This is a genomic window from Brachyspira intermedia PWS/A, assembly GCF_000223215.1.
In the GTDB taxonomy this organism is placed as follows: domain Bacteria; phylum Spirochaetota; class Brachyspiria; order Brachyspirales; family Brachyspiraceae; genus Brachyspira; species Brachyspira intermedia.
The window spans coordinates 2,876,686-2,901,377 of sequence record NC_017243.1; the positions used below are offsets into that span (position 1 = coordinate 2,876,686).

Here is a 24,692-nt window from a genome sequence, read left to right on the forward strand (position 1 = left end):
ATCATCCTGTTATTATTTCACTCTATTAATTCATTGAGTTTTTCTTCTTGTTACGTTTCTTTACTGCTGATGTTAATTTCACTATGCTATTTATAGCACCTGGTATAGCACCTTTTATCATAATCAAATTATCATCTGGTCTTATTTCAACTACTTTTAAGTTTTGTATAGTAGTCAAAGTATTACCCATATGTCCAGGCATACCTTTACCTTTCCATACTCTTGCAGGGTAGCTGTTACAACCTATAGAACCTGCTCTTCTTCTAAAGTTAGAACCATGGCTCATAGGACCGCCGTCATAATTATGTCTTTTCATTACACCGGCAAAACCTCTACCTTTACTCAAAGAACTAACATCTATAAAATCGCCTGCTTGAAATATATCTGCTTTAAGCTCTTGACCTACTGTATAAGAGCTAGCATCGTCCATTCTGAACTCTTTTAAATATTTCTTAGGCTCTAAATTTGCTTTTTTAAACTGACCTATTTGAGGCTTTTTTAAATGCTTTTCTTTCACGGCACCATAGCCTAATTGAATAGCACTGTAGCCATCTTTCTCATTATCTCTTATCTGCATAACTGTGCATGGTCCAGCCTCTACAACTGTTACTGCTATAGCATTACCAGTCTCATCGAAAACTGTTGTCATACCCAATTTTTTGCCAATTATTCCTACCATCGGCGAATCCTCTATAATGATTTTACTTACTACTTTTTAATGTTTCAAACTATTACAGATAAAACGTAGTAAAGCTTTATCTTTAATATTTTTTAATTAAACGCTTATTTAAGCTGAACATCAACCCCAGCTGGAAGCGCCAATTTTTTAAGAGACTCTGTTGTCTGAGGTGTTACATCAAAGATATCTATTAATCTTTTATATATACGCATCTCAAATTGTTCTCTTGACTTTATGTTTACATGCGGACTTCTTATTACTGTTACCTTACGTATACTTGTAGGCAATGGTATAGGTCCTGATACTCTAGCACCTGTTTTCTTTACACTAGCTACTATAGACTGAGCTGATTGATCAATAAGCTCAATATCAAAGGCTTTTAGTTTAACTCGTATTTTCTGTTCTTTCATAGCTTGAATTACTCGCTTTCTCTTAATTTATTAAAGGGTATATCTTTCAAAAAGGTATACCCTTTTATTTTCGCTCTAAATTATTCTAATATTTTTGTTACAACACCGTTACCTACTGTTTTACCACCTTCACGTATAGCGAATCTTTGTTTTTCTTCCATAGCGATTGGAGTGATAAGCTCGATAGTTAAGTTAGCGTTGTCACCAGGCATAATCATTTGTGCACCTTCTGCTAAGTTGATTACTCCTGTTACGTCTGTTGTTCTGAAGTACATTTGTGGTCTGTAACCGCTTACGAAACCGCTGTGTCTTCCGCCTTCTTCTTTTTTCAAGATATAAACTTCAGCTTCGAATTTTTTATGAGGTGTAATTGTACCTGGTTTAGCCAATACTTGTCCTCTTTCTACTGCTTTACGTTCAATACCTCTTAAAAGACATCCAACGTTATAACCAGCTATACCAACAACTTCTTTCTTGAACATTTCTACACCAGTACAAGTTGTTTTTTGAGTAGGTCTGATACCAACGATTTCAACTTCATTACCTTTCTCAATTTTACCTCTTTCAATTCTTCCTGTAACAACTGTACCTCTTCCAGGAATTGAGTATACGTCTTCGATTGACATTAAGAAGTCTTTATCTACTTCACGTACTGGATCTGGAATATATGTATCTAATGCATTTAATAAGTCTAATATACATTTACAATCTGGATCAGTTCTAGGATCTTTTCCTGCTTCGATTGCTTGAATAGCTTTGATTGCAGAGCCTCTGATGATAGGAGTTTTAGAACCATCGAAACCATAGTGGTCTAATACGTCTATTACTTCTGCCTCTACTATTTCAGCCATTTCTGGGTCATCTAATTTATCACATTTGTTTAAGAATACTACGATGTAGTTTACACCTACTTGTCTAGAAAGAAGTACGTGTTCTTTTGTTTGTGGCATTACACCGTCTTCTGCTGATACTACTAAGATAGCACCGTCCATCTGAGCAGCACCTGTAATCATGTTTTTAATGTAGTCAGCGTGACCTGGACAGTCTACGTGTGCGTAGTGTCTGTTGTCAGATTCGTATTCTACGTGTGATGTTGCGATTGTTAATATTTTTGTTGGGTCTCTTCTACCTTGACTTTCAGAAGCTTTTGCTACTGAGTCATAAGCAACTTTTTGTACTGTTGCTGGGAACATAGCAGATGATACTGCTGTTATTGCTGATGTTAATGTTGTTTTACCATGGTCAACGTGTCCGATAGTACCAACGTTTACGTGTGTTTTATTACCTTCGTAAGTTCCTTTAGCCATTTTAATCCTCCAATTATTTTATCCTTTAGGAAATTTATTTTTTATTTTAATACTAATATTTTATTAGTTACTTACTTACTTATTATTACCCATTCTAGCACCGATTATCTCTTCTGCTACGTTTTTAGGTACTTCCTCATAATGTGAGAACTGCATTGTGTAACTAGCTCTACCTTGAGATACGTTTCTTATACTTGTTGTATAACCGAACATCTCTGCAAGAGGTACTGTAGCATTAATAGATTTATAACCAGATTTATCTGTAAATCCGTGAACCTGCCCTCTTCTTGAAGCTAAGTCACCTATTATATCACCCATATAATCTTCAGGAGTTACAACCTCTACTGTCATCATAGGCTCTAACAAATAAGGATCTGCTTTTTTACATCCGTCTTTGAATCCCATAGAAGCAGCGATTTTGAATGCCATTTCTGATGAGTCTACTGGGTGGAATGAACCGTCAAATGCTGATACTATAACATCAAGCATTGGATAGTTAGCAAGAACACCTGTATTCATAGATTCTACACAACCTTTTTCTACAGCTGGTATATATTCTCTTGGTACTGCTCCTCCAACGATTTCATTGTTGAATTTGAATCCACCATTAGGTTCATTAGGTCCAATTCTTAGCCATACATCACCATACTGACCTTTACCACCTGACTGACGTACGAATTTACCTTGTACTTCAACTGTTTTCTTGATACCTTCTCTATAAGATACTTGAGGACGTCCAACATTTGCCTCAACTTTGTATTCTCTTTTCATTCTATCACAGATAATCTCTAAGTGAAGCTCACCCATACCTGCGATGATTGTTTGGCCTGTTTCTTCATCAAAGCTAACTCTGAATGTTGGGTCTTCTTCAGCAAGTCTTGATAAAGCAACTGACATTTTATCTCTGTCGCCTTTTGTTTTAGGCTCTATAGCAACGTTAATTACTGGTTCTGGGAAGTTGATTGATTCCAAGATGATAGGAGCATTTTCAGGACATAATGTATCACCTGTTGTTGTTTCTTTAAGTCCTACTGCTGCTGCTATATCACCAGCATATACTTGTTCAATTTCTTCTCTCTTGTTAGCATGCATCTGAAGTATTCTTCCGATACGCTCTCTTTTACCTTTTGTAGCATTAAGTACATAAGAACCAGATTCTAATATTCCAGAATAAACTCTTAAGAATGCTATTTTTCCAACGTGTGGGTCTGTCATTATTTTGAATGCTAATGCACTGAATTTCTCATCATCAGCTATTTTTCTTTTTATAACATTACCATCTAAATCAGTACCTTCTACTTCAGGTTTATCTATAGGAGATGGTAAATAATCAACTATTCCATTGATTAATACTTGAATACCTTTGTTTTTGAATGCTGTACCGCAGAACATTGGGAAGAAGTCAGCTGTTAATGTAGCTGTTCTTATAAGTCTTTTTATAGTAGGAACATCTATTTCCTCACCTTCAAAGAACTTATTCATAGCATCATCATCATATTCAACGATTGCTTCTAATAAAGAATTTCTATATTCCTCTGCTTTTTCTTTTAATTCAGGTCTGATTTCTCTTTCTTCCATTTTCATGCCGTCTTCAGAAACCCAAATTATTTCTTTCATATTTACTAAGTCAACAACACCCTCGAAATTACTTTCTGCACCTATAGGTATAACTACAGGGTGACTGTTAGCTTTTAATCTATCTCTAGTTTGATCTAAAACAGCGTAGAAATTAGCACCTATCCTGTCCATTTTGTTAACAAAAATAGCTCTAGGAATTTTATAGTTACTTGCTTGTCTCCATACTGTTTCACTTTGAGGCTGAACACCACCTACTGAACAGAAAACACCTACTGCACTATCTAATACTCTTAAAGATCTTTCTACCTCAGCAGTGAAGTCAACGTGCCCTGGAGTGTCTATCAAATTAATTCTATGACCATTCCAAAAACAAGTTGTTGCAGCAGAAGTTATTGTAATACCTCTTTCTCTTTCCTGTTCCATCCAGTCCATTTCAGCTGCACCTTCATGAACCTCACCTAATCTATGTGTTTTACCTGTAAAGAACAATATACGCTCACTTAAAGTAGTCTTACCAGCATCGATGTGAGCCATAATACCAATATTACGTGTGTTTTCTAACGAAATTTGACGTGCCACTTAAATATTCTCCTTAAAATTACCACCTGAAGTGTGCGAACGCTTTGTTACCTTCAGCCATTCTATGAACTGTATCTCTCTTAGCTACTGCCTGACCTTTACCATCTATAGCGTCTACTATCTCATTTGATAAACGTTCTATCATACTTCTTCCGCCTCTTTTTCTAGAAGCATCTATAAGCCATGTGAATGCCAAAGAATTTTGTCTGTCTGGTCTTACATCAACAGGAACCTGATATGTAGAACCACCAACTCTTCTTGATTTTACTTCTACACGAGGCTTAATATTTTCTATAGCTTCATTAAAAGCCTCTAAACCATCTTTACCTGTTTTTTCTTTAACCAAATCCATAGCTTTATAAAATATATTTTCAGCTTTACTTTTTTTACCGTCATACATTAGCTTATTTATAAATTTACTAATAACAACGCTTCCATAAACTGGATCAGCATCTATTTTTCTAGTTTGTGCTCTTCTTCTTCTAGCCATATTACTTTACTCCATTAAGCCTTTGGTTTTTTAGTACCATATTTACTTCTAGCTTTCATTCTCTTTTCTACACCTGTAGCTTCACGGCTTCCGCGAACTATGTGATAACGACAACCAGGTAAGTCTTTAACCCTTCCGCCTCTTATAAGTACGCGGTTGTGTTCCTGTAATGTATGGTCTATACCAGGAATATAAGCTGTTACTTCCATACCGTTAGTTACTCTTACACGAGCAATTTTACGCATAGCTGAGTTAGGTTTTTTTGGTGTAGTTGTTGTTACACGAGTACAAACCCCTTCTCTTTGCGGACATTTCATTAATGCAGGCGATTTTGTCTTGTTTATGATACGCTTGCGACCTTTTCTTACTAATTGATTAATTGTAGGCATAAAATACAAAACCTCTAATTCTTTATTTTTTTACAAGCCAATCCGTTTCAAGGAATGACAATATTAATATTTTTTATTAAACTTCAAACACGAAACAGTATATCAACTGAGCAATTATAGTATTAAAACCTAATTAATAGTGAGAAAACCATACTATACGCTTTAATCGCTTTTATGAAAGTGAGAGCATTATAAAACAACTATACAAAAAAATCAATAGTATTTAATAGTTTTTTACTATTTTTTAATATTTTCACTAATATTTTCTTATTATTAGTCGCTAATAAATACTTCAAATTTTATCACTTTACAATTATTAGATTTTTTAACTTTTTAATTTTTAAAATAAAAAATTCTTAAAATCAAATTAATTATATAATTAAATATAACAATTTTTTTTAAAATAAATTAATTCATATTTCCAAATTATAAAAAACTATATGCAAAATATTGATTAAAAACAATATAATTCAATATAAAATATTGCAAAAAAATTATATTTATAGCATAATTACTATCAATAATATTTTAGGAATTATTTATGAACAATATAAATCAAAATGAAATATCAAAATTAAAATTTGACGATAAAGGCTTAATACCAGCCATAGTTATAGATTATTATACAAAAGAAGTTTTAACTCTAGCATATATGAATAAAGAAAGCCTTGAAATAAGCATCAAAGAAGAAAAAACTTGCTTCTACAGTAGGAGCAGACAAGAATTATGGAGAAAAGGAGAAACTTCTGGAAATTATCAGCATATACAATCAATAAAAAGCGATTGTGATAATGATGCTTTAGTTATAGAAGTTATAAAAGATGGTCCTGCTTGTCATACAGGAAGTGAATCTTGTTTCTTTAATGAAGTGTATTCAAAAGAAGATTATAAAGATTTTTCTATAGACAAACTTTATGAACTTATAAGAGGAAGAAAAATCAATCAAACAGAAGGATCATATACAACTTATTTATTCAATAGCGGAATAGATAAAATACTAAAAAAAGTTGGAGAAGAATGCACAGAGGTCATAATAGGGGCTAAGAACGACAGTAACAAAGAAACTATATATGAATTGTCCGATTTACTTTATCATAGCTTAGTTTTAATGGTGGAAAAAGGCATCACTATCAATGATATAAAAAATGAATTAGCCAACAGATCTATAATAGATAAAAAAGAAAACAAAAAGCATGAAATAATACAAAATTCTAATACATAATATTTTTAATCTTATAAAAATTCAATTATAAAAGAATCATTATTATACAAATATATACATAAAAAATTTTATTATACATTAAAAATTACTAAAAATATATATTTTATTTTTCATTTAAAACAAATTTAAATATAAATTTAATAAAACTAACATACATTATAAAATTTGTAATCAAAAAAAATCAAAAACGTAAAATAAATATGTGATTTTTTTTAAAAAAACTTTAAAAAAATCATAAAAATGTAAAAAATACAAAAAATATATAAAAATATATAATTAAAAATTGTAATATTTTACTTAGTGATTTATAATATTAAAATGTTATAAAAAATATTTTAATTTATGGAAATATGCTATGAAAACACTATCATTTATTTCACTTATGTCTATCATTTTAATAATTTCATGTACAAAAGATTATGGAGTAAAAGTTACTAAACCAGGAGCTGATTTAATACTTTCAAAAATGCAAAGCGGTAATTGGGCTGGAGCTTCAGCTAATGGTGATAAACTTAGTATAAATACTGGAAATAATGCGGGAGATTATACTTTTGATTCACCTGTATTAGGTATAGGCGGTATATACAAAGATAGTAATGGCAAATATATAATGACTGCTCCTGCTGGAAGTGAACTTTATGTTGTAGAAATGGATGAAAATGCTAAAAAAGCAGTTGATACTATACTTGATGTTCTTGATGATAAAGGCGGTGAAGCTGTTGTAGGTAATTTAATAAGTTCTATTATGGATAAAGGGGCTGAAAATATAGATTTAAGTAATTCTGATGAAATATTAAAAGGTACTAACTTATCTGCTGACAAAAAAGCTGAAATTGAAAACATATTGAAAAATTCTCAAGGCGGATTTAAAAACGGTGAGGCTATAAAATAAAAAAATATATTGGTTCTTATTATGAAAAAAATTTTTATATTATTATCTGTTTTATTTTGTTTGAGTGCCTATGCTTCTGCTAAAGGACTTCCTCTTTCTACAGAAGTAACAGGCGAAGATTACAGCTGGATAAAAGGAAGACAAATGATAAGCGTCAATTTAAATCCGGGAGGCGCTGTTTTTTATCCTTTATTATTTAACACTGCTGTAAATAATGCTGTAAATCTAACTGGATTAATTGGTATGGATTTAGGCGATATCAATAAATATTTTGATTATGCTGATGCCAAAGGTTCTGCTTGGTATATACCTGCCATTTCATATTCATTATTTGTTCATAATCAAATAGCTTTGGAAACAGGAATAGGTGTTTATTCAAGTACTTATGATTTGACTATAACAAAAGAAAATGCAGGAAAATTGTTGGAAGCATTAGGACAAGGAAATTATGCTGGGGTTGTTGGTAAAGATACAACTTTTAATGCCTCATTTATATTTATGCCTGTAACATTCGGAGTAAAATTTTACGGACCTAAAAGACAATTCTATAATGCATTTCGTTTCGGAATAGATGCATTCTTCTATACTGTAACTACAGATAATGGACTTACTGGTATAAGAACAGATCATACTGTTCATGATGCTGCTTTATATGTTTCTTATGAGTTGGGTTGGAATATAGAATTATTCCCTACTAAAGAATGGAGAGTAAAACCAACTATAGATATAGCAATACTTGAAATAGGATATTATGTAAGACCTTGGACTCAAAATGTATATAACACTGTAACAGGAGGCGTTACTTCTTTGACTGCAGGTTTCTCTGCATTCAATATACCTGCTTGGAGCAGTTTCCCTGATTGGGCAAAATATCTTGCAAATATAAGATTTGCATTATTTCCTAGAATTGGATTTAGTTTAAGATTTTAATGGGTTTGAATTATGAATATAAAGAAAATTATCATTTTTATATCTGTACTAATTTTTACATCAGTAAATATAGTTAATGCTCAGGATTATTTAAAGCATTCTTTAGGAATAGATTTTGGTACTACACTATTTTCTATGGGTACTATGCCTCTTATTACTGAATTAATATTTAAAACTAAAGAAGGTGCCAGCGGTAAATTTTATGATGGTAAATTTGGAATAAGATTAACATATAATTATACTTATTTACCTAAACAATCAATAGATGCTACATTAGGTTTTTATGCTTTTGATACTCATTATGGAGATTATGCTGATCCTATAAAAGATAGTGCCGGTAATATTATAAACTCAGGTACTATAAGTAAATTTTATAATGGAAGCACAATAGCTATACCTGCTTCTATAGGAGTAAGATTTTACTTCAACAAAAATGATACTCCTAGCGGTTTTTTCCTCCTTCCTAAAGTTGGTATGACTACATTTATAGTTAATGGTAAAGAATTAAGAGATGATGGAAGTACAAGATATAAAACTACTACTGTTTATGATTTCTATATATCCGGAGAAATGGGATTTAGAATAGATTTATTTTCTCAAATGGGTGCTAATTGGGAAGTTCGTCCTTTTATAGATATATCTTTGCTTGATATAGGATATTCTTTCACACCTGGCATAAGGTTAATACCTCTTCCTAGATTAGCTGTAGGTATATCTTTTTAATAAAATTGATAATGTTTTGTAAGGTTTTTAGTATGAAAAAAATTTTATTAATATCAATAATAACTTGCTTTATGAGTTCATCTTTGTTTCCAATAATAGATGCATTCTATATAGCACCTAAAATTATATATAATTTCAATGATTCTGGTTATAAAAATAATAAAAATCAGAACATAATGAATAATTATCTTGGAGCAGGTTTTTCTACAGGATTTGACTTCTATAGATACCAGAGAAACATACCTTTGAGATTAGAATTAGAATATACTTTCAAAGATGGTATGACAGGAAATTATCATACAGGAAATATAGTAAAACAGTCTCAGCATTCTATATTAGCAGCAGCATATTACAGCATGCATATATATCATATAAAAAAGAGTGAATTAAGAACTGTTACCGCTGAAGAAATATATAGCAGAACTCCAATAATGTCTTTATATTTAGGACTATTAATGGGTACAAAAATAAATGCAAACACTTATGACAGATGGTTTGAAGAAAATGGAAGAGTTAAAGCTACTGTAACAGTACCTAGCCCTACATTTGCAATAGGAGGTGCTGTTGGAGTTGATATATATGTTACTAGTTTCCTTAACTTGGATATAGGATACAGAATACTATATGGTTTGGATAGTGTTTTATCACATGAATTTGCTATAGCAGCAAGATTCCCAATACCGGATCTTAGGAAATAATACTTATGAAAAAAATAGCTTTATTATTATTAATCTTAATTGCACTTGCTTCATGCCAAACATCAACTATGATTATAATGCCGGTACAGAATGTTCAAATGCCTGCTTATCCTCCTCAAAGTTATTTAGGAGAAAAAAGCAAACTTAATTCTAACAGCTATTATAATTTAAATAATAGTTTAGGTATGAATAGCAGTTTATTTAATAACAGTATTTTTAATACTAATAATTTACTTAGAAAAAATTTTGTTTATTTAAAATAAAAGGGTTGTTATATGAAACGATTAGTGATTATATTATTATTTTTTATTGTTGCCTTTTCAAGTAAAAGTCTTTCTGCAGCAATTTTCTCAGGTGTTTATATAGCCCCTAAAATCAATTTTAAACATGAAGCTCTAAATAAAACAAATAAATTAGAGTTAGGAAAACTTCCTTTCCTTGAAAAGAATAATTATGTAGGAGGAGGTTTTGCTGTTGGATATGATTTATTTAGAAAAACTAGATTAGTGCCTTTAAGACTTGATATTGAATATATGTTTCAGGGAGTAATTGGTAAAAAAGAAACTTGGATGCAAAGCATAATGGCAAGCGTATATTATGATATAAATATATTTTTTGTAAGAAATAATGAATTAGATAATCTTACTACAAGAGCTCTTTACAGCAGAGTTCCAAATATGAGTATATATTTCGGACTGTCTTTCGGAAACAGATTATATCAAATGCATCATGAATATTCTGATATAGGAAAAGCACTTATAACTAGAAGTTCTTTTGCATTTGGAATTAATGCTGGTTTGGTATATAATATACTTGATTGGTTTGCTTTGGATTTAGGATACAGGTATTTATTAGGCTTTGGTTTTCATGATGCTCATGAGGTGCTTCTCGGAGCTAGATTTACAATAAGATAATAGATAAATAATTATATTTTAAGAAGGTTAATTATGATAAAAAAATTTTACCTTTAATATTTTTATTAATTTTTGCAGTTTCATGTTCTACTAATGATAAACATGTTGTAGTATTAGCTTTCAGTAAACAATTGCATGCAGTACTTTATAATGATAATAGTCAGGCTACAAAAACAGCTTCAAAAACATATACACAAAAAAATGATATTACAATTGTAGCAGATTCTATAAAAGAACAAGAAGAATATACAAATAATGAAGAACAACAGATAATAGAAGAAAAAACAGAAGAAAAAGAACTCACAAATAATGATGTTATTGAAAAAGAAAAGCCTCAAATTATAAAACAAACTGAAGTGATAAAGCAAGATGATAATGAAATTCTTGTTACCGCCAATATAATAGCTTTTGATTTTGATTCTTATGAATTAAAAAATGAATATGATGAAGGTATAGATGAAATTTGTAAATATCTAAATAAAAATCAAAATATTAATCTAATAATTGAAGGACATAGTGACAGTAGTGGCGATTCTAATTATAATATATATTTATCTGAAAATAGAGCAAAAGCTATATTTGATAAATTAGTAGATAAGGGTGTAGATAAAGATAGACTTAGATATATAGGATATGGTTCTACTCATTCATCTGAATATAATGATAAAGATAGAAAATGCCAATTTGTAATAATAAATAATTCAAATGAAGAGAAAGAATATAAAAAAGAAAATGAAACTGATATTATAAAATTAAAAAGATAATATAGTAAATTATTTTTCACATTTTCTAATTTGTTCAAAAATATTTTTAACATAAACTTTATATTTAAAGTATTAAAATTTTCAACGCCTCAAAAGTTTTTAATTTAGAATATTTAAATGATTCTTAATATCACTTATTAATCTAATATATACTAAAAAATTTTTAAGTTTGTCAACCGCGAGCTGCGGCACCTTACCGCACGGTACTGTCTCATCTTATCAAATGCCAACTATACGTGCGGCTGATTACTTATTATTTTAAAAAATTAATAATTTATCTTACAGATAAAACATATTCAACCAATATTATATAATATTTAATATTATAAAAAAATATTATTTACATTCATAAAAAAGCAAAAAATGACAAAATATAGTTGTTTAGGTATATACTGAAAATTTTTAAGTTTGTCAATTTTTATATTTTGTAAATATATTATCAACTTTTTTGTCGCTCACGCTCTGCGGACTTCGTCAAAGTTGCTGCCACAGGCACGCTTCGCGAAAACGCATATACTACAGCTTAATATTTTAAGAATACATGTTAAATGTAATATAATACAGTAATTTTATGTCAAAAATGCAGTTCTTCGCGAAGCGTATCCGAGCCTGTCGAGGATATAGGTTCTCGCCTGCCGAAGGCACGCACAGTGAGACGTCTTCGTATATGTCACGCCAAAGGCGGACGTCGTCCACCGAGTAGGTGCCTAATCGGCAAAAGAAGTGGGGTGCGGCACGTCTGTGTGCTTCGCAGCAAAGCCCTGCAGATATTTTAAATTTAAAAAAATTATTTTGACAAAATATGGTTATTTAGGTATATACAATTTATAAAGTATATTACAATCCGCTATAAATTATTTTTAACTTTTATACCAAGAAGGAGGATTACTTTCTATAGGCGAATTTGAAAAAGCATATTTCATATTAACATTTTCTCCTAATTTCCAAGATTCTAAATCCTGATTGAAATTAATACAGTTATCAAATAAAAATGATATATATTTAATATTAGACATATTCCATTTATATAAAGGCTGATTGAAATTTGAAGCCCATTGAAACATTGAGGTTATAGATTCAGCATTACTCATATTCCAATCATTTAAAGGCTGATTAAAACTTTTTGCATACCTAAACATAGCATCTGCATATTTTAATTTGCTTATATTCCATTTAGAAATATCCTGATTAAAAGAATATGCACTTTCAAACATAAAGCTCATAATTTCTACATTACTAACATTCCAATTACTTAAATCATTATTAAAAATAATACAATGTGAAAACATAAAATTCATATACTTCACATTAGAAACATTCCAATTATTAAGAGGCTGATTAAATCTAGTACAGCCTTCAAACATATAAGCCATATCTTCTACTTTAGATACATTCCAATTTTCTATATTATGATTAAAATATACAGCTCCTTTAAACATATTATGCATATCTTCTACATTTGAAGTATCCCAAGTTTCAATGCCGTCAAATTTTTCAAGTTTTGAATTCTGAAATAAACCAGACATATCAGTTATCAAACTAGTATCTATTTTATCATATTTTACTTTTTCTTTTATTAGTTTTAATAATTCTATTTTGTTTTTAGGTTTATATTTTTCATTATCTTTTAATTCTATTTTTTTAGCTTTTTTATATTCTGTTATTATACTTTCTTTATTTTCAATTAGTTCTTTTAATTCATCATAATAAGTATTTTCAAGTTTCTTTATAAAATCTTTAAGTTTATTATATTTCAAAACTTCTTTATAAACTTCTTTTATATTGCAGTTTTCAAGCATATCTAAAAGTTTTTTTCTATTATTTCCTTTAGATAAAAAATAAATATTTAATATAGACTTAACATTCTTAAAAGAAGAAGCACCAGAAAAAATATCATCAATAAAGCAAGCCTCATTAATAATCCAATTTTCTATAGAATAATTAAAACTTTCTGCACCGCTAAACATATATGACATATAAATTGCACTAAAAACATTCCAGCTTCCAATATCCTGATTAAAACTTTTTGCATTGAAAAACATATAGTTCATATATAAAACATTAGAAGTATCCCAATTATTTAAAGGCTGATTAAAATTATAAGCATTCTCAAACATACCAAGCATATTTTCTGTTTTACTTACATTCCAATTATTAATATCTTGATTAAAATTTTCTGCCTCAAAAAACATACATTTCATATTTACTACGTTTGAAGTATCCCATTTGTATAATGGCTTATTGAAACTTTTACATTTACAAAACATATTACTCATATCTTTTACATTACTTGTATTCCAATTATTTATATCAGAATTAAATCTATATGCCTCTTCAAACATAGAACGCATATTTTCAACTTTAGAAGTGTCCCAATTATTTAAAAGCTGATTAATTTTTTCTGCACATTTAAACATGCTGTTCATATCCGTAACATTAGAAACATTCCAATCATTCAAACTCTGATTAAAATTCTTACATCTCTCAAACATACTATACATTTTAGTAACATTAATTACATTCCAATTACTAATAGATTGATCAAAATTTTCTGCCTCAAAAAACATGCAGCTCATATTCTCAGCATTAGATGTGTTCCAACTATTTAAATCCTGATTAAATTTTTTACATCCGCTAAACATTCCGTACATATTTTTAACATTACTTACATTCCAATTATTCAAAGGCTGATTGAAAGATGATGCCCCATAAAACATAAAACTCATATTTTCAACATTAGATACATTCCAGCTATTTAAATCTTGATTAAACTTCTTGCAGTCAAAAAATATACTGTTCATATCTTTAACTTTATAAACATTCCAATCACCTATATACTGATTAAATTCTTCAGCACCGAAAAACATACAAGCCATATTCTCAACATTAGATACATTCCATTTTGATATATCGCTATTAAATGTTCTGCAATTAAAAAACATATCATGCATATCTATAACATTAGAAGTGTCCCAATTTTCTATACCATCAAATTTTTTTCTTTTTGATTCTTTGAATAATACAGTCATATCATTTATTAAACTTGTATCAATATCGCCCAAATATATACTCTCATCTTTTACTAATTCTTTTAATTCTTCTTTAGTCTGAGGCTTGTATTTCATTATTATGTACCCTTAATGTTTTTTATGATTCTATATTATTTTATATATTTTTCAATTTTAATACTAAATATAACAAATAGATTTTATATCAATTTTTTAATATAATACTAAAGATTAATTATCGTATAACATTTCAATATAACATTTGTCTTTTTGAAACTTTGACAAAAAAGTTAATATACTCAATTTAATAAAATTAATTATAACTAATATTTATTTCTTCTTTTAATTCATATTTTGTATTTATGGATAATATATTTATTATAAAAATATATAATTATCAGTATTATTTTAAATAACATAAACCTAAAATTTTGAATATAGACAATTTTTTATATTTTAAGTATAATAGTTTTTATATGATTAATGGAGATAATATGCAGAAAATAATTATTAAAAATTTACTTATTGTAAAAAATTTTGAAATGGAAATTGACAAATTCAATTTGATTATAGGGGAACAATCTTCAGGTAAAAGCACAATAAGTAAAGCCATATTTTTCTTCAAAGAAATAAATGCTCAAATTAAATTTTACATATTTGTTTATAAAAATAATATACAATCTAGTATAAAAAAAATATATAATAATATAATAAAAGATTCTTTTATAACTATTTTTGGAAAATTAGAGAATATAGATGATGATTTATATTTAAAATATATATACAAATCTAATACTTCTATAGAAATAACCAAAAAAAATAATGATTTAGATATTAATTATAGTGAAAATATAATAGGATTTTTTCATAAATTAGAAATTGATATAAAAAAACTTTTTGAAGAATATTTAAATTTTAATAGTCCGATAAGATTTGAAGATATTTTTGAAAGAGGAATAGGTAGAGAAATAGATGATTTTTTTGAAAATGAGTCAATGACCTATTATATACCTGCCTCAAGAAGTTCTATAGCATTATTAAACAACCAAAGAACCAGACTTGATTATGATACAATAGATTTTATATTTTATCCTTTTATTACACTTGTTGAAAAAATTGAGTTTTTATTCAAAGATGGAGTCCAAAATTTTATAAAGAATATCAATGATGATTATAAAAAAACAATTCTCAATAAAATGAATAAAAAAATAGAAAAATATATGGGCGGAGAATATTTTTGCGATGATAAATTTGGGTATATAAAATTAGAAAATAATAAAAAAATACCTGTAGATAAAATATCATCTGGACAGCAGGAAATATTATGGCTATTAAATGTTTTACTAGGTATAACATGGCTAAATAAAAAAAATCAATTTGTTATAATAGAAGAACCAGAAGCTCATCTATATCCCAAAATGCAAAAAGAAATTATAGACTTCATTGTTAATTTTATGAATATGACTAATAGCAGTATTTTAATTACAACTCATAGCCCTTATATATTAACAAGTACAAATAATTTGCTTTATGCTGGAAAATTAAAAGAAAACTATAAAAACAATAAAGAAAAAATAGAAAAAATTAATAACATTGTAGGTGAATATGGTGCTATCAATCCTAGTGAAATAAATGCTTTTAAACTATACTTAAATGATTTTAGATATACAAATATTATTAATGAGGAAAGTGAAATTAACTGTGAAGAAATAGATGATGTATCTAATACCATTAATGAAACATATACAAAATTGTTTGATATGGAATTAAATAATGAACAATAATTATGAACTATTAAAAAAAGATGATAGAAAAACTTTATCAGATGCACAAACAAAACTTTATATAAAAGCAGAAAATGATATTCTTATTATAAAAGTTGATAATGGTATATTTAATGACAATGTAAAAAAATGTGATTACTTAGCATATAGAGAAAAAGAAGTTTCTAATTTTATAGAATTAAAAGGTTCAAAAATAGATAAAGCATATATTCAAATTATAGAAACAATCAAAAATATTTCAAACAACGATAAATTAAAACATTTAATAGATATAAAAGAATTAAAAGCCTATATAGTAAGTAAAGAAAAAAATAAAATTCCTCAAGGCATAGAAAATAAATCAAAAGAATTGGCAAAAATTTTATTTACTAAATCTAAAATAAAACCTCAAGATATGTTTCAGTTAATTAATTATGTTCTTGTGGTTTCTGATAAAGATAAAAGACAATCTAATGGAAATAGAATAATATGTTCATATAAAAATCCCATAATATTATAAATATTATTATGTTTACCAAATTATTAACAGTAATTTATCAATTATCAGCCTATATTATGTAATTTATAAAATTTTAGTTTTTTGTTTTATTTTGAATCCCCGCCCTTTTAAATTTATAGTATTAATTTCAATTAAAAATTTTATTTTATCAAAAACTTAAATTAGAAAAAGCACACCCACCCAAGCGCTATTTAAATTTATAATGCATATACCGCATGTTGAATAGATTTTGATATATAATAAAATTGAATTGATAATTAAACTTATATTTTTAGTTTCGCTCACCATGCGTTAAAAATAATGCAGTAAAAAAATGCAATAAAAAAACAAGAGCACCATTTTTTTATAGTACCCTTGTTCTATATTTTTTATTTACTTAAAAATAATAAATTTACTTTCCGTTTGATTTAAGCCAGTCTTCGTTTATCTTTATCACTTCTAAAACAGCACTCTCGCTAGGACTTCCAATCATTGTCTTGTTAGAAACCTGAGCTTCTGGAGTTATACAAGCATAAATATCATCTTCAAATAAATCGGACTCTTTTTTATATTCTTCTATAGAAAGAGTAGAAAGATTTTTATTGTTGTTGATTGAATATACTACAAGACGGCCTGAAACACCATGTGCATCTCTGAAAGGCATACCCTTTCTTACAAGATAATCAGCAACCTCAGTAGCATTCAAAAATCCTTCATTAACAGAATTAAGCATATTATCTTTATTGACTTTCATTGTTTTTAATACATTAGGAAGTATTGATAAACAATTCTTAACATTCTCTAAAGAATCAAATATACCTTCTTTATCTTCCTGCATATCTTTATTGTATGCTAAAGGCAAAGACTTCATCACTGTTAATATAGAAAATAAATTTCCGTAAACCCTTCCAGTCTTTCCTCGAATAAGTTCAAGTATATCCGGATTCTTCTTTTGAGGCATTAAACTTGAACCTGTTGTAAACTCATCATCAAATTCTACAAATTTGAATTCTGAAGTAGAATATAATATCATCTCCTCAGAAAAACGGCTTAAATGCATCATTATTATTGATAAAGCAGATTCCACCTCAATAACAAAATCCCTATCAGATACAGCATCCAATGAGTTAAGCATAACATTTTTGAAATTGAGAGTTTCAGCAGTTTTTTTGTTGTCTATCTTGTAAGTAGAACAAGCCAAAGCACCAGCACCTAAAGGCATAACATCTATTCTTTTGTAGGCATCAGTCAATCTGTCAAAATCTCTTTTAAACATCTCAACATAAGCACCTAAATAATGTGCAAATGTTATAACCTGTGCCCTTTGAAGATGTGTGTATCCGCTCATATAGGTTTTTGTATGCTCTTTTTGAATGCTTACCAATGTAGAAATTAAATCTAATATTAAAGATTTTATATTCTCTACTTTGTTTTTTAAATGCATTCTCAAATCAAGTGCAACCTGATCATTTCTGCTTCTTCCAGTATGAACTTTTTTTCCTACTTCCCCTACTCTATCAATAAGCCATCTTTCAACTTGAGTATGTATATCTTCTAATTCAAAATCAAATTGAAGTTTATTATTTTCAATATCATCTAAAATCTGTTTTAGACCATTTATTATAGTTACGCTTTCATCAAGAGGAATTATTGAGCATTCTCCAAGCATTTTCGCATGTGCTATGCTTCCTAATATATCCTCTTTGTACATCTTACAATCGAAAGATAATGAAGAGTTAAAATCATTAGCTTCCTTGTTAAGCTCTTTAGAAAAGCGTCCCCCCCATAATTTTTCTTTCATAATTAATTATTTTAACCCCATTTTTTTAGCTTGCTCTTTCATTAAAGCATTAACTTTCAAAGGCAAACCGAATAATGTTATGAAGCCTTGAGCATCATGGTGATCATATAATTCGCCTGTAGTAAAGCTAGCCAAACTCTGATTATAAAGTGAATAAGGAGAAGTAACACCAGCAGGTATAACATTACCTTTGTATAATTTTAATTTTACTTTTCCTGTTACAGTTTGCTGAGTGCTGTCAATGAATGCACATAAAGCCTCTCTTAAAGGAGTAAACCATCTTCCGCTATATACTAAATCAGTTAATTTATGAGAAACTACATGTTTGAAATATAATGTCTCTCTGTCTAAACATAAATGCTCAATTTCTCTATGAGCAGCATAAAGTATAGTGCCTCCTGGAGTTTCGTATACGCCGCGGCATTTGATTCCTACTACTCTGTTTTCTAATAAATCAACTATACCAACTGCATGCTTTCCGCCTATCTCATTTAAGTATTTAACTAAATCAGAAGGAGAGAAAGTTTTTCCGTCTACTTTAGTTGGTATGCCTTTTTCAAATTCTAATTCTACAAACTGGCCTTCATTAGGAGCATTCTCTATAGTGTTTGATAATTTAAGAAGTCTTTCATAATTAGGCATATTAGCAGGATCTTCAAGTTCTAATCCCTCATGTGATAAATGCCAAAGGTTCTTATCTCTTGAATAAGAATCATCTTTCTTCATAGGAACTTCTATATTTCTGTCTTCCAAATATTTGATTTCTTCTTCTCTTGAAGATATATTCCATTCTCTCCAAGGAGCAATGATTTCAAAGTTAGGAGCTAATGCTTTAACAGTTAATTCAAATCTTACTTGGTCATTACCTTTTCCTGTAGCACCATGAGCTATAGCAGTAGCACCTTCCTCTAAAGCAACCTCAACAAGTTTTTTTGCTATTAAAGGTCTTGCTGCAGAAGTACCAAGTAAATATTTATCTTCATAAGTAGCTTCAGCTTTAACTATAGGATAAATATAATCAGTAACAAACTCATCTTCGCATTTAACTAATCTGTATTTTACAGCACCAGTTTTTAAAGCTCTTTCCTCTAAACCGTCAGTTTCTGTACCCTGACCAACATCTACACATACAGCGATTACATCATAATCATAATTCTCTTTAAGCCATGGTATAATAACTGTAGTGTCCAAACCGCCTGAATAGGCTAATACTAATTTTTTTTCATGATAAAACCCTTCTTTACTTATAAAATGTTTTTATTTAATTATTGATTTGCAGGGCTTTGCCCCGCACCCCACTTCTTTTATTGGTATAAAAGAAGCAAAAAAACTGCATTTGATAAAGTCAGCTTTTAGGTCTAATCTAATTTTTTAATATATATTATCAACATATAAAAATGTAGTACTTAAGTTTTTTGCAGTTCATATATGATTATAAAAACTTCTATAAGTAACAACAAAAAAGTTGATAATACTTTTGTAAAAAATAAAATTGTTTAAGTATATATTAATTTTTATAATATTATTCTTTTACTATACTGCTCATTATAGCCATTTGAGCATGCATTCTGTTTTCTGCCTCTTCATAAATATATTGAGAATTCATATTGAATACTTCTTCGCTTATCTCCTCGCCTTTATGTGCAGGCAAACAGTGAAGTGCTATAGCTCCTTTATTAGCAAGAGCAAATAACTCTTTAGTAAGAGTAAAGCCCTTAAATACATTAAGTCTTTTTTCTTTTTCACTCTCCTGTCCCATAGAAGCCCATACATCTGTATAAACTACATCGGCTCCGCTTACTGCCTCTTTTACATCATTAAGAATATCAACAGTACATCCTGTATTTTTTGCTATGTTCTTAGCTACTTCTATAGTTTTTGCATCTGGTTCATAACCTTTAGGAACTCCTACTTTAATATTAACTCCTAAAGAAGTACAGCCTGTTAAAAGACTGTTACATACATTATTACCATCGCCTATATATGTTAATGTTAAACCTTTCAATTTACCGAAATGCTCTTTCATAGTAAATAAATCTGCCATAATCTGACAAGGATGTGAAAGATCTGTCAAAGCATTTATAACAGGTACTTTTGAATATTTAGCAAAATCCTCAACATCACTATGAGCAAAAGTTCTAATCATAATCAAATCGCAGTATCTAGAAATAACATTAGAACTGTCTTCAATACTTTCTCTCTGTCCCAATATTATTTCATCTTGTTTTAATACAAAAGCATCTCCGCCTAATTTCTTCATTCCTATTTCAAAACTTAAACGAGTCCTTAAACTAGGCTTTGAAAAATACATCACCATAGTTCTATTTTTCATTATATCAATTTCTTCTCTATTTCTTACCTTTGATTTTAACTCGAATGTATAATCAATCAATGCTGATAACTCTTCGCTTGTAAAATCTTCCAAATTAATAAAATGTCTTCCTGATAAATTAACTTTTTTCATAATTTTTTCCCGTTTAAATTTTTATATTATTTTTTGAGTAATACTATATATCGTTTTTATAATTTTGCAATATTTTTATTTTATATTTTTTAAAAAATAAAATATATAAAAAAACGTATAACATAAAACTATGCCATACGTTTAATTAAGATATAAATATTCTATATTAAACTTGCTTATTTACTAATACTGATAATTTCCTATTAACAACATGTTCTTTACCTTTGTTGTTATATCCTACTTTTTTGCTTTCATTTAAAACTTCTTTCATATTTGCAAATAAATCTAAAGCTTCATCGAAAAGTTTAGGAGCTAATTTATTTAGATGTTTTAATCTAGCCATTAAAGTAACTAATTCAAGACGTAATGCTGATATTCTAGCTGTTTTATTCAATGGTATTCTTCTAATAATATCAGATAATGTTGCTGTTTCTGATAAATGAGGGAATTTATTTAATACTATCAAATCAATGACATTTTCTCTCATTTTTCTAAGCTCATTAGCTTCAGTCATTTTTTCATTTTGATGATCACAATATAAATGTATATCCTGTAATCTTGTATTGATTATAGAATTAACTTTTTTTTCTTCGTCTTCTAATATTACTTTGTAAACTTCTATTTCTTTGGATAAAAGAATCTCTATTTTTGTAAGTTCTTCATATAAGTTAAACATAAATACCACCTTTAAGTTAAAGCAGATTAAAATTATTAATCAGCTATGTGATAAATTATCGGCAGTTATTATGATTACTTAACATATTTTTTAAAAAATATTATGTTAATTTTCCACATCTATAGATTTTATGGCTTCTATACACATATCTCTATATTCAGGATCAGAATAAGTAAACCAAGCAAGTAATGCCAGCTTTTTAGCTGCACAAGCTACTGTAATAATATGATCATTATCTTCTAATTCTTTTTCATATACTATACTTTCTATCTTACCGCTTTGAGATTTAACATCAAGTTTTTCACCTTTATCTTCTCCGGCAATATCTATTTGCTTTAATACATATTCCATTATTACATCAATCTCTTCATTGGCAAAAGAGTAAACCTGCATAGCTATATATACATTAATATCTTTGAATTCTATTAAAGATTTATCATTTCTAAATACATTCATACGCATAGGCAGAATAATAGTAAATCCTGCTGCTATAGAAAAACGTGCCTTTTCAAGTCTGAAACCTATTTGAAGAGTATCCTGATGATGAGCAGTTTTTTTGCTTTCTATAAATTTAGCCAAATTTTCATCATCCAAATAATGGGCAATATCAATAAGAATGTCCCAAGGGTATTTTAATGAAGCATCTTTTTTATATGATTCCTGAAAAGCATACATAATTTTTTTATACATAGTCTTTTCTTTGTTGTCTATAGCCTCTCTGAATGGAAAATAAAGCCAAATCATACTAATAAAACTTTTAAACCAGAATTTGGCATTCATCTCTTCGATATCCCATAGGAAGAAATCTGCTGCTAAAGTTAATCTATCCTCTTCACTGGCATCTATGAAGTCAGTAAACCAATTTTTGCCCCAATATCCCAAAGAAGATAAAGCAAAATACTCTTTTTCTATTACAGGATAATTATAAGGCATAGATATCATAAAATTACTGAATCCATTATCATGATGAGTTATAAGCATTTTAGCATAATCAGCCAAAGAATTAACAAAAAACTTCTTTAAAGCTTCAAAATCCCGACTTCTAAAATAACCGCTAGGATCTTTATGAACTAAATCCTCTTTAAACTCTATATCAAGCCTTCTAGCTATTCTATCCAAAACACCTACTATAAATCTATGATATCCGGCCCCGAAAGAACCTGTAGTTATAGTTATATATAAAGTATCTGTTTTAAATTCAAAATATATAGGGTCAGCAGAAGGATGAAAAGAATATATAAGTGTACTTCCATCCTCTATTATAGAAAACTCAGAAATCATTACAAGCGGATTAATATTAACTTCGTTTAAAGAAGAAACTATCGCTTTAAACAATCTATCTTGGTTAGGAATAACCCTTCTATTATCAAATGTTGCTGACAGCAAAAATTCTACATTCATTTTAATAAAATTCTACTTATTTTATAATATTTACATTGTACTATAATAACATTTTTTATTATTTTAGCAATATATATTTGATAAAGTTTTATATACAAATAGTAAAAATATAAAATTTAGTACACTTTAACGATATAAACACTTGACTTTTTTTTGATGATATGCTATTATAACTACACATTTCAAAAGAAAGGGCGATTAGCTCAGCTGGGAGAGCGGGTGCCTTACAAGCACTAGGTCGGCGGTTCGAGCCCGTCATCGCCCAATTTTTTCCCTTTACAAATAAATCTTTTTTGATAAATCTTCCTATTAAATATGATTTTTTTAACGATAATATATTTGAATTTAATATTAATACATGTTAATATTATGTAAACAAATAATTTTTTTATAGAGTAATGATAGAATAATATGACGGTTTTACAATATGTTTTAGTAATAACAATTATACTAGTAGTACTGGCACTAATAAGTTTTATAATAAAGGCCGGATCTAAATACAAAATATTTACAATAGCTCTTATGACAGTTATTGTATCATCTATATCTGCAGTAGGAATAATTTATATAAATAATACTAAAGATATAATGTCCAGTTCTGATTTAAAGCAAATTCAGCTTGAAGAAGAGAAAAAAAGAATAAGAAAAGATATAATAATAAGACCAGGGGCGATAGAAACTATAGCTCTTCATTTAGCATATTCAAATAGAATATCCCCTCCTACTATAAAAAATAGAGAATTAGGATTTTATTTAGACGGAATATGGTTTAACTGGGCTAATGGTAAACTTTTAACCGATGAAGATATGACTAATCAGGATAATTATATACCTTTCGGTTTTTATCCTTATACAATAGATGGACTTCCTGAGGTACAGAAAGAAACTCCTGAAAGAACCAAAGAACTTCAGGAATATTACAAAAAAAGAGTTAACAATACAAAATATATCAATAATAAATTCTTAGATACTCTTTATGACGGAACAAGCGAAAGGAGTATGATAAAACACATAAGCACAAAAAGTATATTAGGATATAAAGTAAGAGTTCATGACTATGTATATGAACAGCTTTCTAATGTAAGCGTAGAAGTGAAGCTTATAGCTCAAACTAATCAGGAAGTGGAAAATTTCTTAGATTCTTTGAAAATAGTTAGCGGATATGTTTGGAAAATTATTTCAAAAAGTGCAAGCAGAAGCTATCATAGTTATGGTGTAGCATTTGATACTTTACCTAAAAAAAATAATGGTAAGCAAATATATTGGGCTTGGACTAGAGTTAATAATAAAGCTTGGTATGCTGTGCCTTATGATAAAAGATGGCATCCGCCTAAAGAAGTTGTAGAAGTATTTGAAAAGTATGGTTTTATATGGGGCGGTAAATGGCATAATTATGATACTATACATTTTGAATATAGGCCGGAACTCATCATATACAATAAAATTAAAAATGATGAAGATGCCACCTACGAACTTGTAGAAAAATACGGAATATTCTAAAAATA

The 24,692-nt window shown here is 28.6% G+C and carries 23 protein-coding genes and 1 tRNA gene; 12 read left to right on the top strand and 12 right to left on the bottom strand.

The features are described 5' to 3' along the window. Positions 1–25: 25 nt before the first annotated feature. From rplC to rpsL, 6 genes are all read right to left on the bottom strand, one after another. Positions 26–679 (bottom strand): 50S ribosomal protein L3, encoded by a 654-nt coding sequence (gene rplC, locus BINT_RS12550; RefSeq protein ID WP_012671619.1) that lies wholly within the window; start codon positions 677–679, stop codon positions 26–28. Positions 680–783: 104 nt separating this feature from the next. Continuing rightward, positions 784–1,089, bottom strand: coding sequence for a 30S ribosomal protein S10 (gene rpsJ, locus BINT_RS12555; RefSeq protein ID WP_008723370.1), 306 nt, complete (start codon positions 1,087–1,089; stop codon positions 784–786). 80 nt (positions 1,090–1,169) lie between these two features. Then, entirely contained in the window at positions 1,170–2,396 is a 1,227-nt protein-coding gene (gene tuf, locus BINT_RS12560; RefSeq protein WP_014488947.1) for an elongation factor Tu, read from the bottom strand. Between the two features lie 75 nt (positions 2,397–2,471). Then, positions 2,472–4,553 (bottom strand): elongation factor G, encoded by a 2,082-nt coding sequence (gene fusA, locus BINT_RS12565; RefSeq protein WP_041177471.1) that lies wholly within the window; start codon positions 4,551–4,553, stop codon positions 2,472–2,474. A gap of 19 nt (positions 4,554–4,572) precedes the next feature. Beyond that, complete coding sequence (gene rpsG, locus BINT_RS12570; RefSeq protein ID WP_012671616.1) at positions 4,573–5,043, bottom strand: 30S ribosomal protein S7; 471 nt, start codon at positions 5,041–5,043, stop codon at positions 4,573–4,575. 14 nt (positions 5,044–5,057) lie between these two features. Next, positions 5,058–5,432: a 30S ribosomal protein S12 gene (gene rpsL, locus BINT_RS12575; protein WP_020064458.1), complete on the bottom strand. Its 375-nt coding sequence runs from the start codon at positions 5,430–5,432 to the stop codon at positions 5,058–5,060. A gap of 541 nt (positions 5,433–5,973) precedes the next feature. Between rpsL and hisIE the strand changes: the two genes are divergently transcribed. The 8 genes from hisIE to BINT_RS12615 all read left to right on the top strand — a co-directional run bounded on the left by hisIE (position 5,974) and on the right by BINT_RS12615 (position 11,575). Continuing rightward, positions 5,974–6,654 (top strand): bifunctional phosphoribosyl-AMP cyclohydrolase/phosphoribosyl-ATP diphosphatase HisIE, encoded by a 681-nt coding sequence (gene hisIE / locus BINT_RS12580; RefSeq protein WP_014488950.1) that lies wholly within the window; start codon positions 5,974–5,976, stop codon positions 6,652–6,654. 355 nt (positions 6,655–7,009) lie between these two features. Continuing rightward, positions 7,010–7,546: a hypothetical protein gene (locus tag BINT_RS12585; RefSeq protein ID WP_041177472.1), complete on the top strand. Its 537-nt coding sequence runs from the start codon at positions 7,010–7,012 to the stop codon at positions 7,544–7,546. A 21-nt stretch (positions 7,547–7,567) separates the two neighbouring features. Next, a complete protein-coding gene (locus BINT_RS12590) occupies positions 7,568–8,476 on the top strand; it encodes a hypothetical protein (protein ID WP_014488952.1) in 909 nt (302 codons plus the stop codon). Positions 8,477–8,488: 12 nt separating this feature from the next. Further along, positions 8,489–9,199 carry a hypothetical protein gene (locus BINT_RS12595; protein ID WP_014488953.1) on the top strand — a complete coding sequence of 237 codons (711 nt, stop codon included), beginning with the start codon at positions 8,489–8,491 and terminating at the stop codon, positions 9,197–9,199. A gap of 32 nt (positions 9,200–9,231) precedes the next feature. Then, on the top strand, positions 9,232–9,897 hold the full coding sequence (locus BINT_RS12600) for a hypothetical protein (protein WP_014488954.1): 666 nt from the start codon (positions 9,232–9,234) through the stop codon (positions 9,895–9,897). A 5-nt stretch (positions 9,898–9,902) separates the two neighbouring features. Next, positions 9,903–10,160, top strand: coding sequence for a hypothetical protein (locus tag BINT_RS12605; RefSeq protein ID WP_014488955.1), 258 nt, complete (start codon positions 9,903–9,905; stop codon positions 10,158–10,160). Positions 10,161–10,172: 12 nt separating this feature from the next. Continuing rightward, complete coding sequence (locus BINT_RS12610; RefSeq protein WP_041177473.1) at positions 10,173–10,811, top strand: outer membrane beta-barrel protein; 639 nt, start codon at positions 10,173–10,175, stop codon at positions 10,809–10,811. Positions 10,812–10,942: 131 nt separating this feature from the next. After that, a complete protein-coding gene (locus BINT_RS12615) occupies positions 10,943–11,575 on the top strand; it encodes an OmpA family protein (RefSeq protein WP_014488957.1) in 633 nt (210 codons plus the stop codon). An 860-nt stretch (positions 11,576–12,435) separates the two neighbouring features. On the opposite strand, the gene BINT_RS12620 is transcribed toward BINT_RS12615, so the two are convergent. Further along, complete coding sequence (locus BINT_RS12620; RefSeq protein ID WP_014488958.1) at positions 12,436–14,700, bottom strand: BspA family leucine-rich repeat surface protein; 2,265 nt, start codon at positions 14,698–14,700, stop codon at positions 12,436–12,438. A 377-nt stretch (positions 14,701–15,077) separates the two neighbouring features. On the opposite strand from BINT_RS12620, the gene BINT_RS12625 reads away from it, so the two are divergent. Both BINT_RS12625 and BINT_RS12630 read left to right on the top strand, forming a co-directional pair. Then, positions 15,078–16,367 (top strand): AAA family ATPase, encoded by a 1,290-nt coding sequence (locus BINT_RS12625; protein ID WP_148258795.1) that lies wholly within the window; start codon positions 15,078–15,080, stop codon positions 16,365–16,367. Next, complete coding sequence (locus BINT_RS12630; protein ID WP_014488960.1) at positions 16,357–16,866, top strand: hypothetical protein; 510 nt, start codon at positions 16,357–16,359, stop codon at positions 16,864–16,866. The genes BINT_RS12625 and BINT_RS12630 overlap by 11 nt, the downstream gene beginning before the upstream one ends. Positions 16,867–17,257: 391 nt before the next feature. On the opposite strand, the gene argH is transcribed toward BINT_RS12630, so the two are convergent. From argH to BINT_RS12655, 5 genes are all read right to left on the bottom strand, one after another. Continuing rightward, positions 17,258–18,646 (bottom strand): argininosuccinate lyase, encoded by a 1,389-nt coding sequence (argH, locus tag BINT_RS12635; protein ID WP_014488961.1) that lies wholly within the window; start codon positions 18,644–18,646, stop codon positions 17,258–17,260. A 6-nt stretch (positions 18,647–18,652) separates the two neighbouring features. Then, positions 18,653–19,894, bottom strand: a complete 1,242-nt coding sequence (locus tag BINT_RS12640; protein ID WP_041177475.1) for an argininosuccinate synthase — start codon at positions 19,892–19,894, stop codon at positions 18,653–18,655. 274 nt (positions 19,895–20,168) lie between these two features. Next, positions 20,169–21,110, bottom strand: a complete 942-nt coding sequence (gene argF / locus BINT_RS12645; RefSeq protein WP_014488963.1) for an ornithine carbamoyltransferase — start codon at positions 21,108–21,110, stop codon at positions 20,169–20,171. A gap of 166 nt (positions 21,111–21,276) precedes the next feature. Next, entirely contained in the window at positions 21,277–21,786 is a 510-nt protein-coding gene (gene flgN, locus BINT_RS12650; protein ID WP_041177476.1) for a flagellar export chaperone FlgN, read from the bottom strand. A gap of 105 nt (positions 21,787–21,891) precedes the next feature. Next, positions 21,892–23,187: a hypothetical protein gene (locus tag BINT_RS12655; protein ID WP_014488965.1), complete on the bottom strand. Its 1,296-nt coding sequence runs from the start codon at positions 23,185–23,187 to the stop codon at positions 21,892–21,894. 192 nt (positions 23,188–23,379) lie between these two features. Between BINT_RS12655 and BINT_RS12660 the strand changes: the two genes are divergently transcribed. Both BINT_RS12660 and BINT_RS12665 read left to right on the top strand, forming a co-directional pair. Then, positions 23,380–23,452, top strand: a tRNA-Val gene (locus BINT_RS12660). Positions 23,453–23,598: 146 nt separating this feature from the next. Next, a complete protein-coding gene (locus BINT_RS12665) occupies positions 23,599–24,687 on the top strand; it encodes a M15 family metallopeptidase (protein WP_041177477.1) in 1,089 nt (362 codons plus the stop codon). The last annotated feature ends 5 nt before the right edge of the window (positions 24,688–24,692 follow it).

Excerpts from the sequence above, each read along its gene's own strand:
- argH (WP_014488961.1), bottom strand. The coding sequence starts at position 18,646 with ATGAAAGAAAAATTATGGGGGGGACGCTTTTCTAAAGAGCTTAACAAG.
- flgN (WP_041177476.1), bottom strand. The coding sequence starts at position 21,786 with ATGTTTAACTTATATGAAGAACTTACAAAAATAGAGATTCTTTTATCC.
- rplC (WP_012671619.1), bottom strand. The coding sequence starts at position 679 with ATGGTAGGAATAATTGGCAAAAAATTGGGTATGACAACAGTTTTCGAT.
- BINT_RS12610 (WP_041177473.1), top strand. The coding sequence starts at position 10,173 with ATGAAACGATTAGTGATTATATTATTATTTTTTATTGTTGCCTTTTCA.
- BINT_RS12605 (WP_014488955.1), top strand. The coding sequence starts at position 9,903 with ATGAAAAAAATAGCTTTATTATTATTAATCTTAATTGCACTTGCTTCA.
- BINT_RS12630 (WP_014488960.1), top strand. The coding sequence starts at position 16,357 with ATGAACAATAATTATGAACTATTAAAAAAAGATGATAGAAAAACTTTA.
- BINT_RS12600 (WP_014488954.1), top strand. The coding sequence starts at position 9,232 with ATGAAAAAAATTTTATTAATATCAATAATAACTTGCTTTATGAGTTCA.
- tuf (WP_014488947.1), bottom strand. The coding sequence starts at position 2,396 with ATGGCTAAAGGAACTTACGAAGGTAATAAAACACACGTAAACGTTGGT.
- BINT_RS12620 (WP_014488958.1), bottom strand. The coding sequence starts at position 14,700 with ATGAAATACAAGCCTCAGACTAAAGAAGAATTAAAAGAATTAGTAAAA.
- BINT_RS12625 (WP_148258795.1), top strand. The coding sequence starts at position 15,078 with ATGCAGAAAATAATTATTAAAAATTTACTTATTGTAAAAAATTTTGAA.
- BINT_RS12665 (WP_041177477.1), top strand. The coding sequence starts at position 23,599 with ATGACGGTTTTACAATATGTTTTAGTAATAACAATTATACTAGTAGTA.
- BINT_RS12655 (WP_014488965.1), bottom strand. The coding sequence starts at position 23,187 with ATGAATGTAGAATTTTTGCTGTCAGCAACATTTGATAATAGAAGGGTT.
- rpsL (WP_020064458.1), bottom strand. The coding sequence starts at position 5,432 with ATGCCTACAATTAATCAATTAGTAAGAAAAGGTCGCAAGCGTATCATA.
- BINT_RS12585 (WP_041177472.1), top strand. The coding sequence starts at position 7,010 with ATGAAAACACTATCATTTATTTCACTTATGTCTATCATTTTAATAATT.
- rpsG (WP_012671616.1), bottom strand. The coding sequence starts at position 5,043 with ATGGCTAGAAGAAGAAGAGCACAAACTAGAAAAATAGATGCTGATCCA.
- hisIE (WP_014488950.1), top strand. The coding sequence starts at position 5,974 with ATGAACAATATAAATCAAAATGAAATATCAAAATTAAAATTTGACGAT.
- argF (WP_014488963.1), bottom strand. The coding sequence starts at position 21,110 with ATGAAAAAAGTTAATTTATCAGGAAGACATTTTATTAATTTGGAAGAT.
- BINT_RS12595 (WP_014488953.1), top strand. The coding sequence starts at position 8,489 with ATGAATATAAAGAAAATTATCATTTTTATATCTGTACTAATTTTTACA.
- rpsJ (WP_008723370.1), bottom strand. The coding sequence starts at position 1,089 with ATGAAAGAACAGAAAATACGAGTTAAACTAAAAGCCTTTGATATTGAG.
- BINT_RS12590 (WP_014488952.1), top strand. The coding sequence starts at position 7,568 with ATGAAAAAAATTTTTATATTATTATCTGTTTTATTTTGTTTGAGTGCC.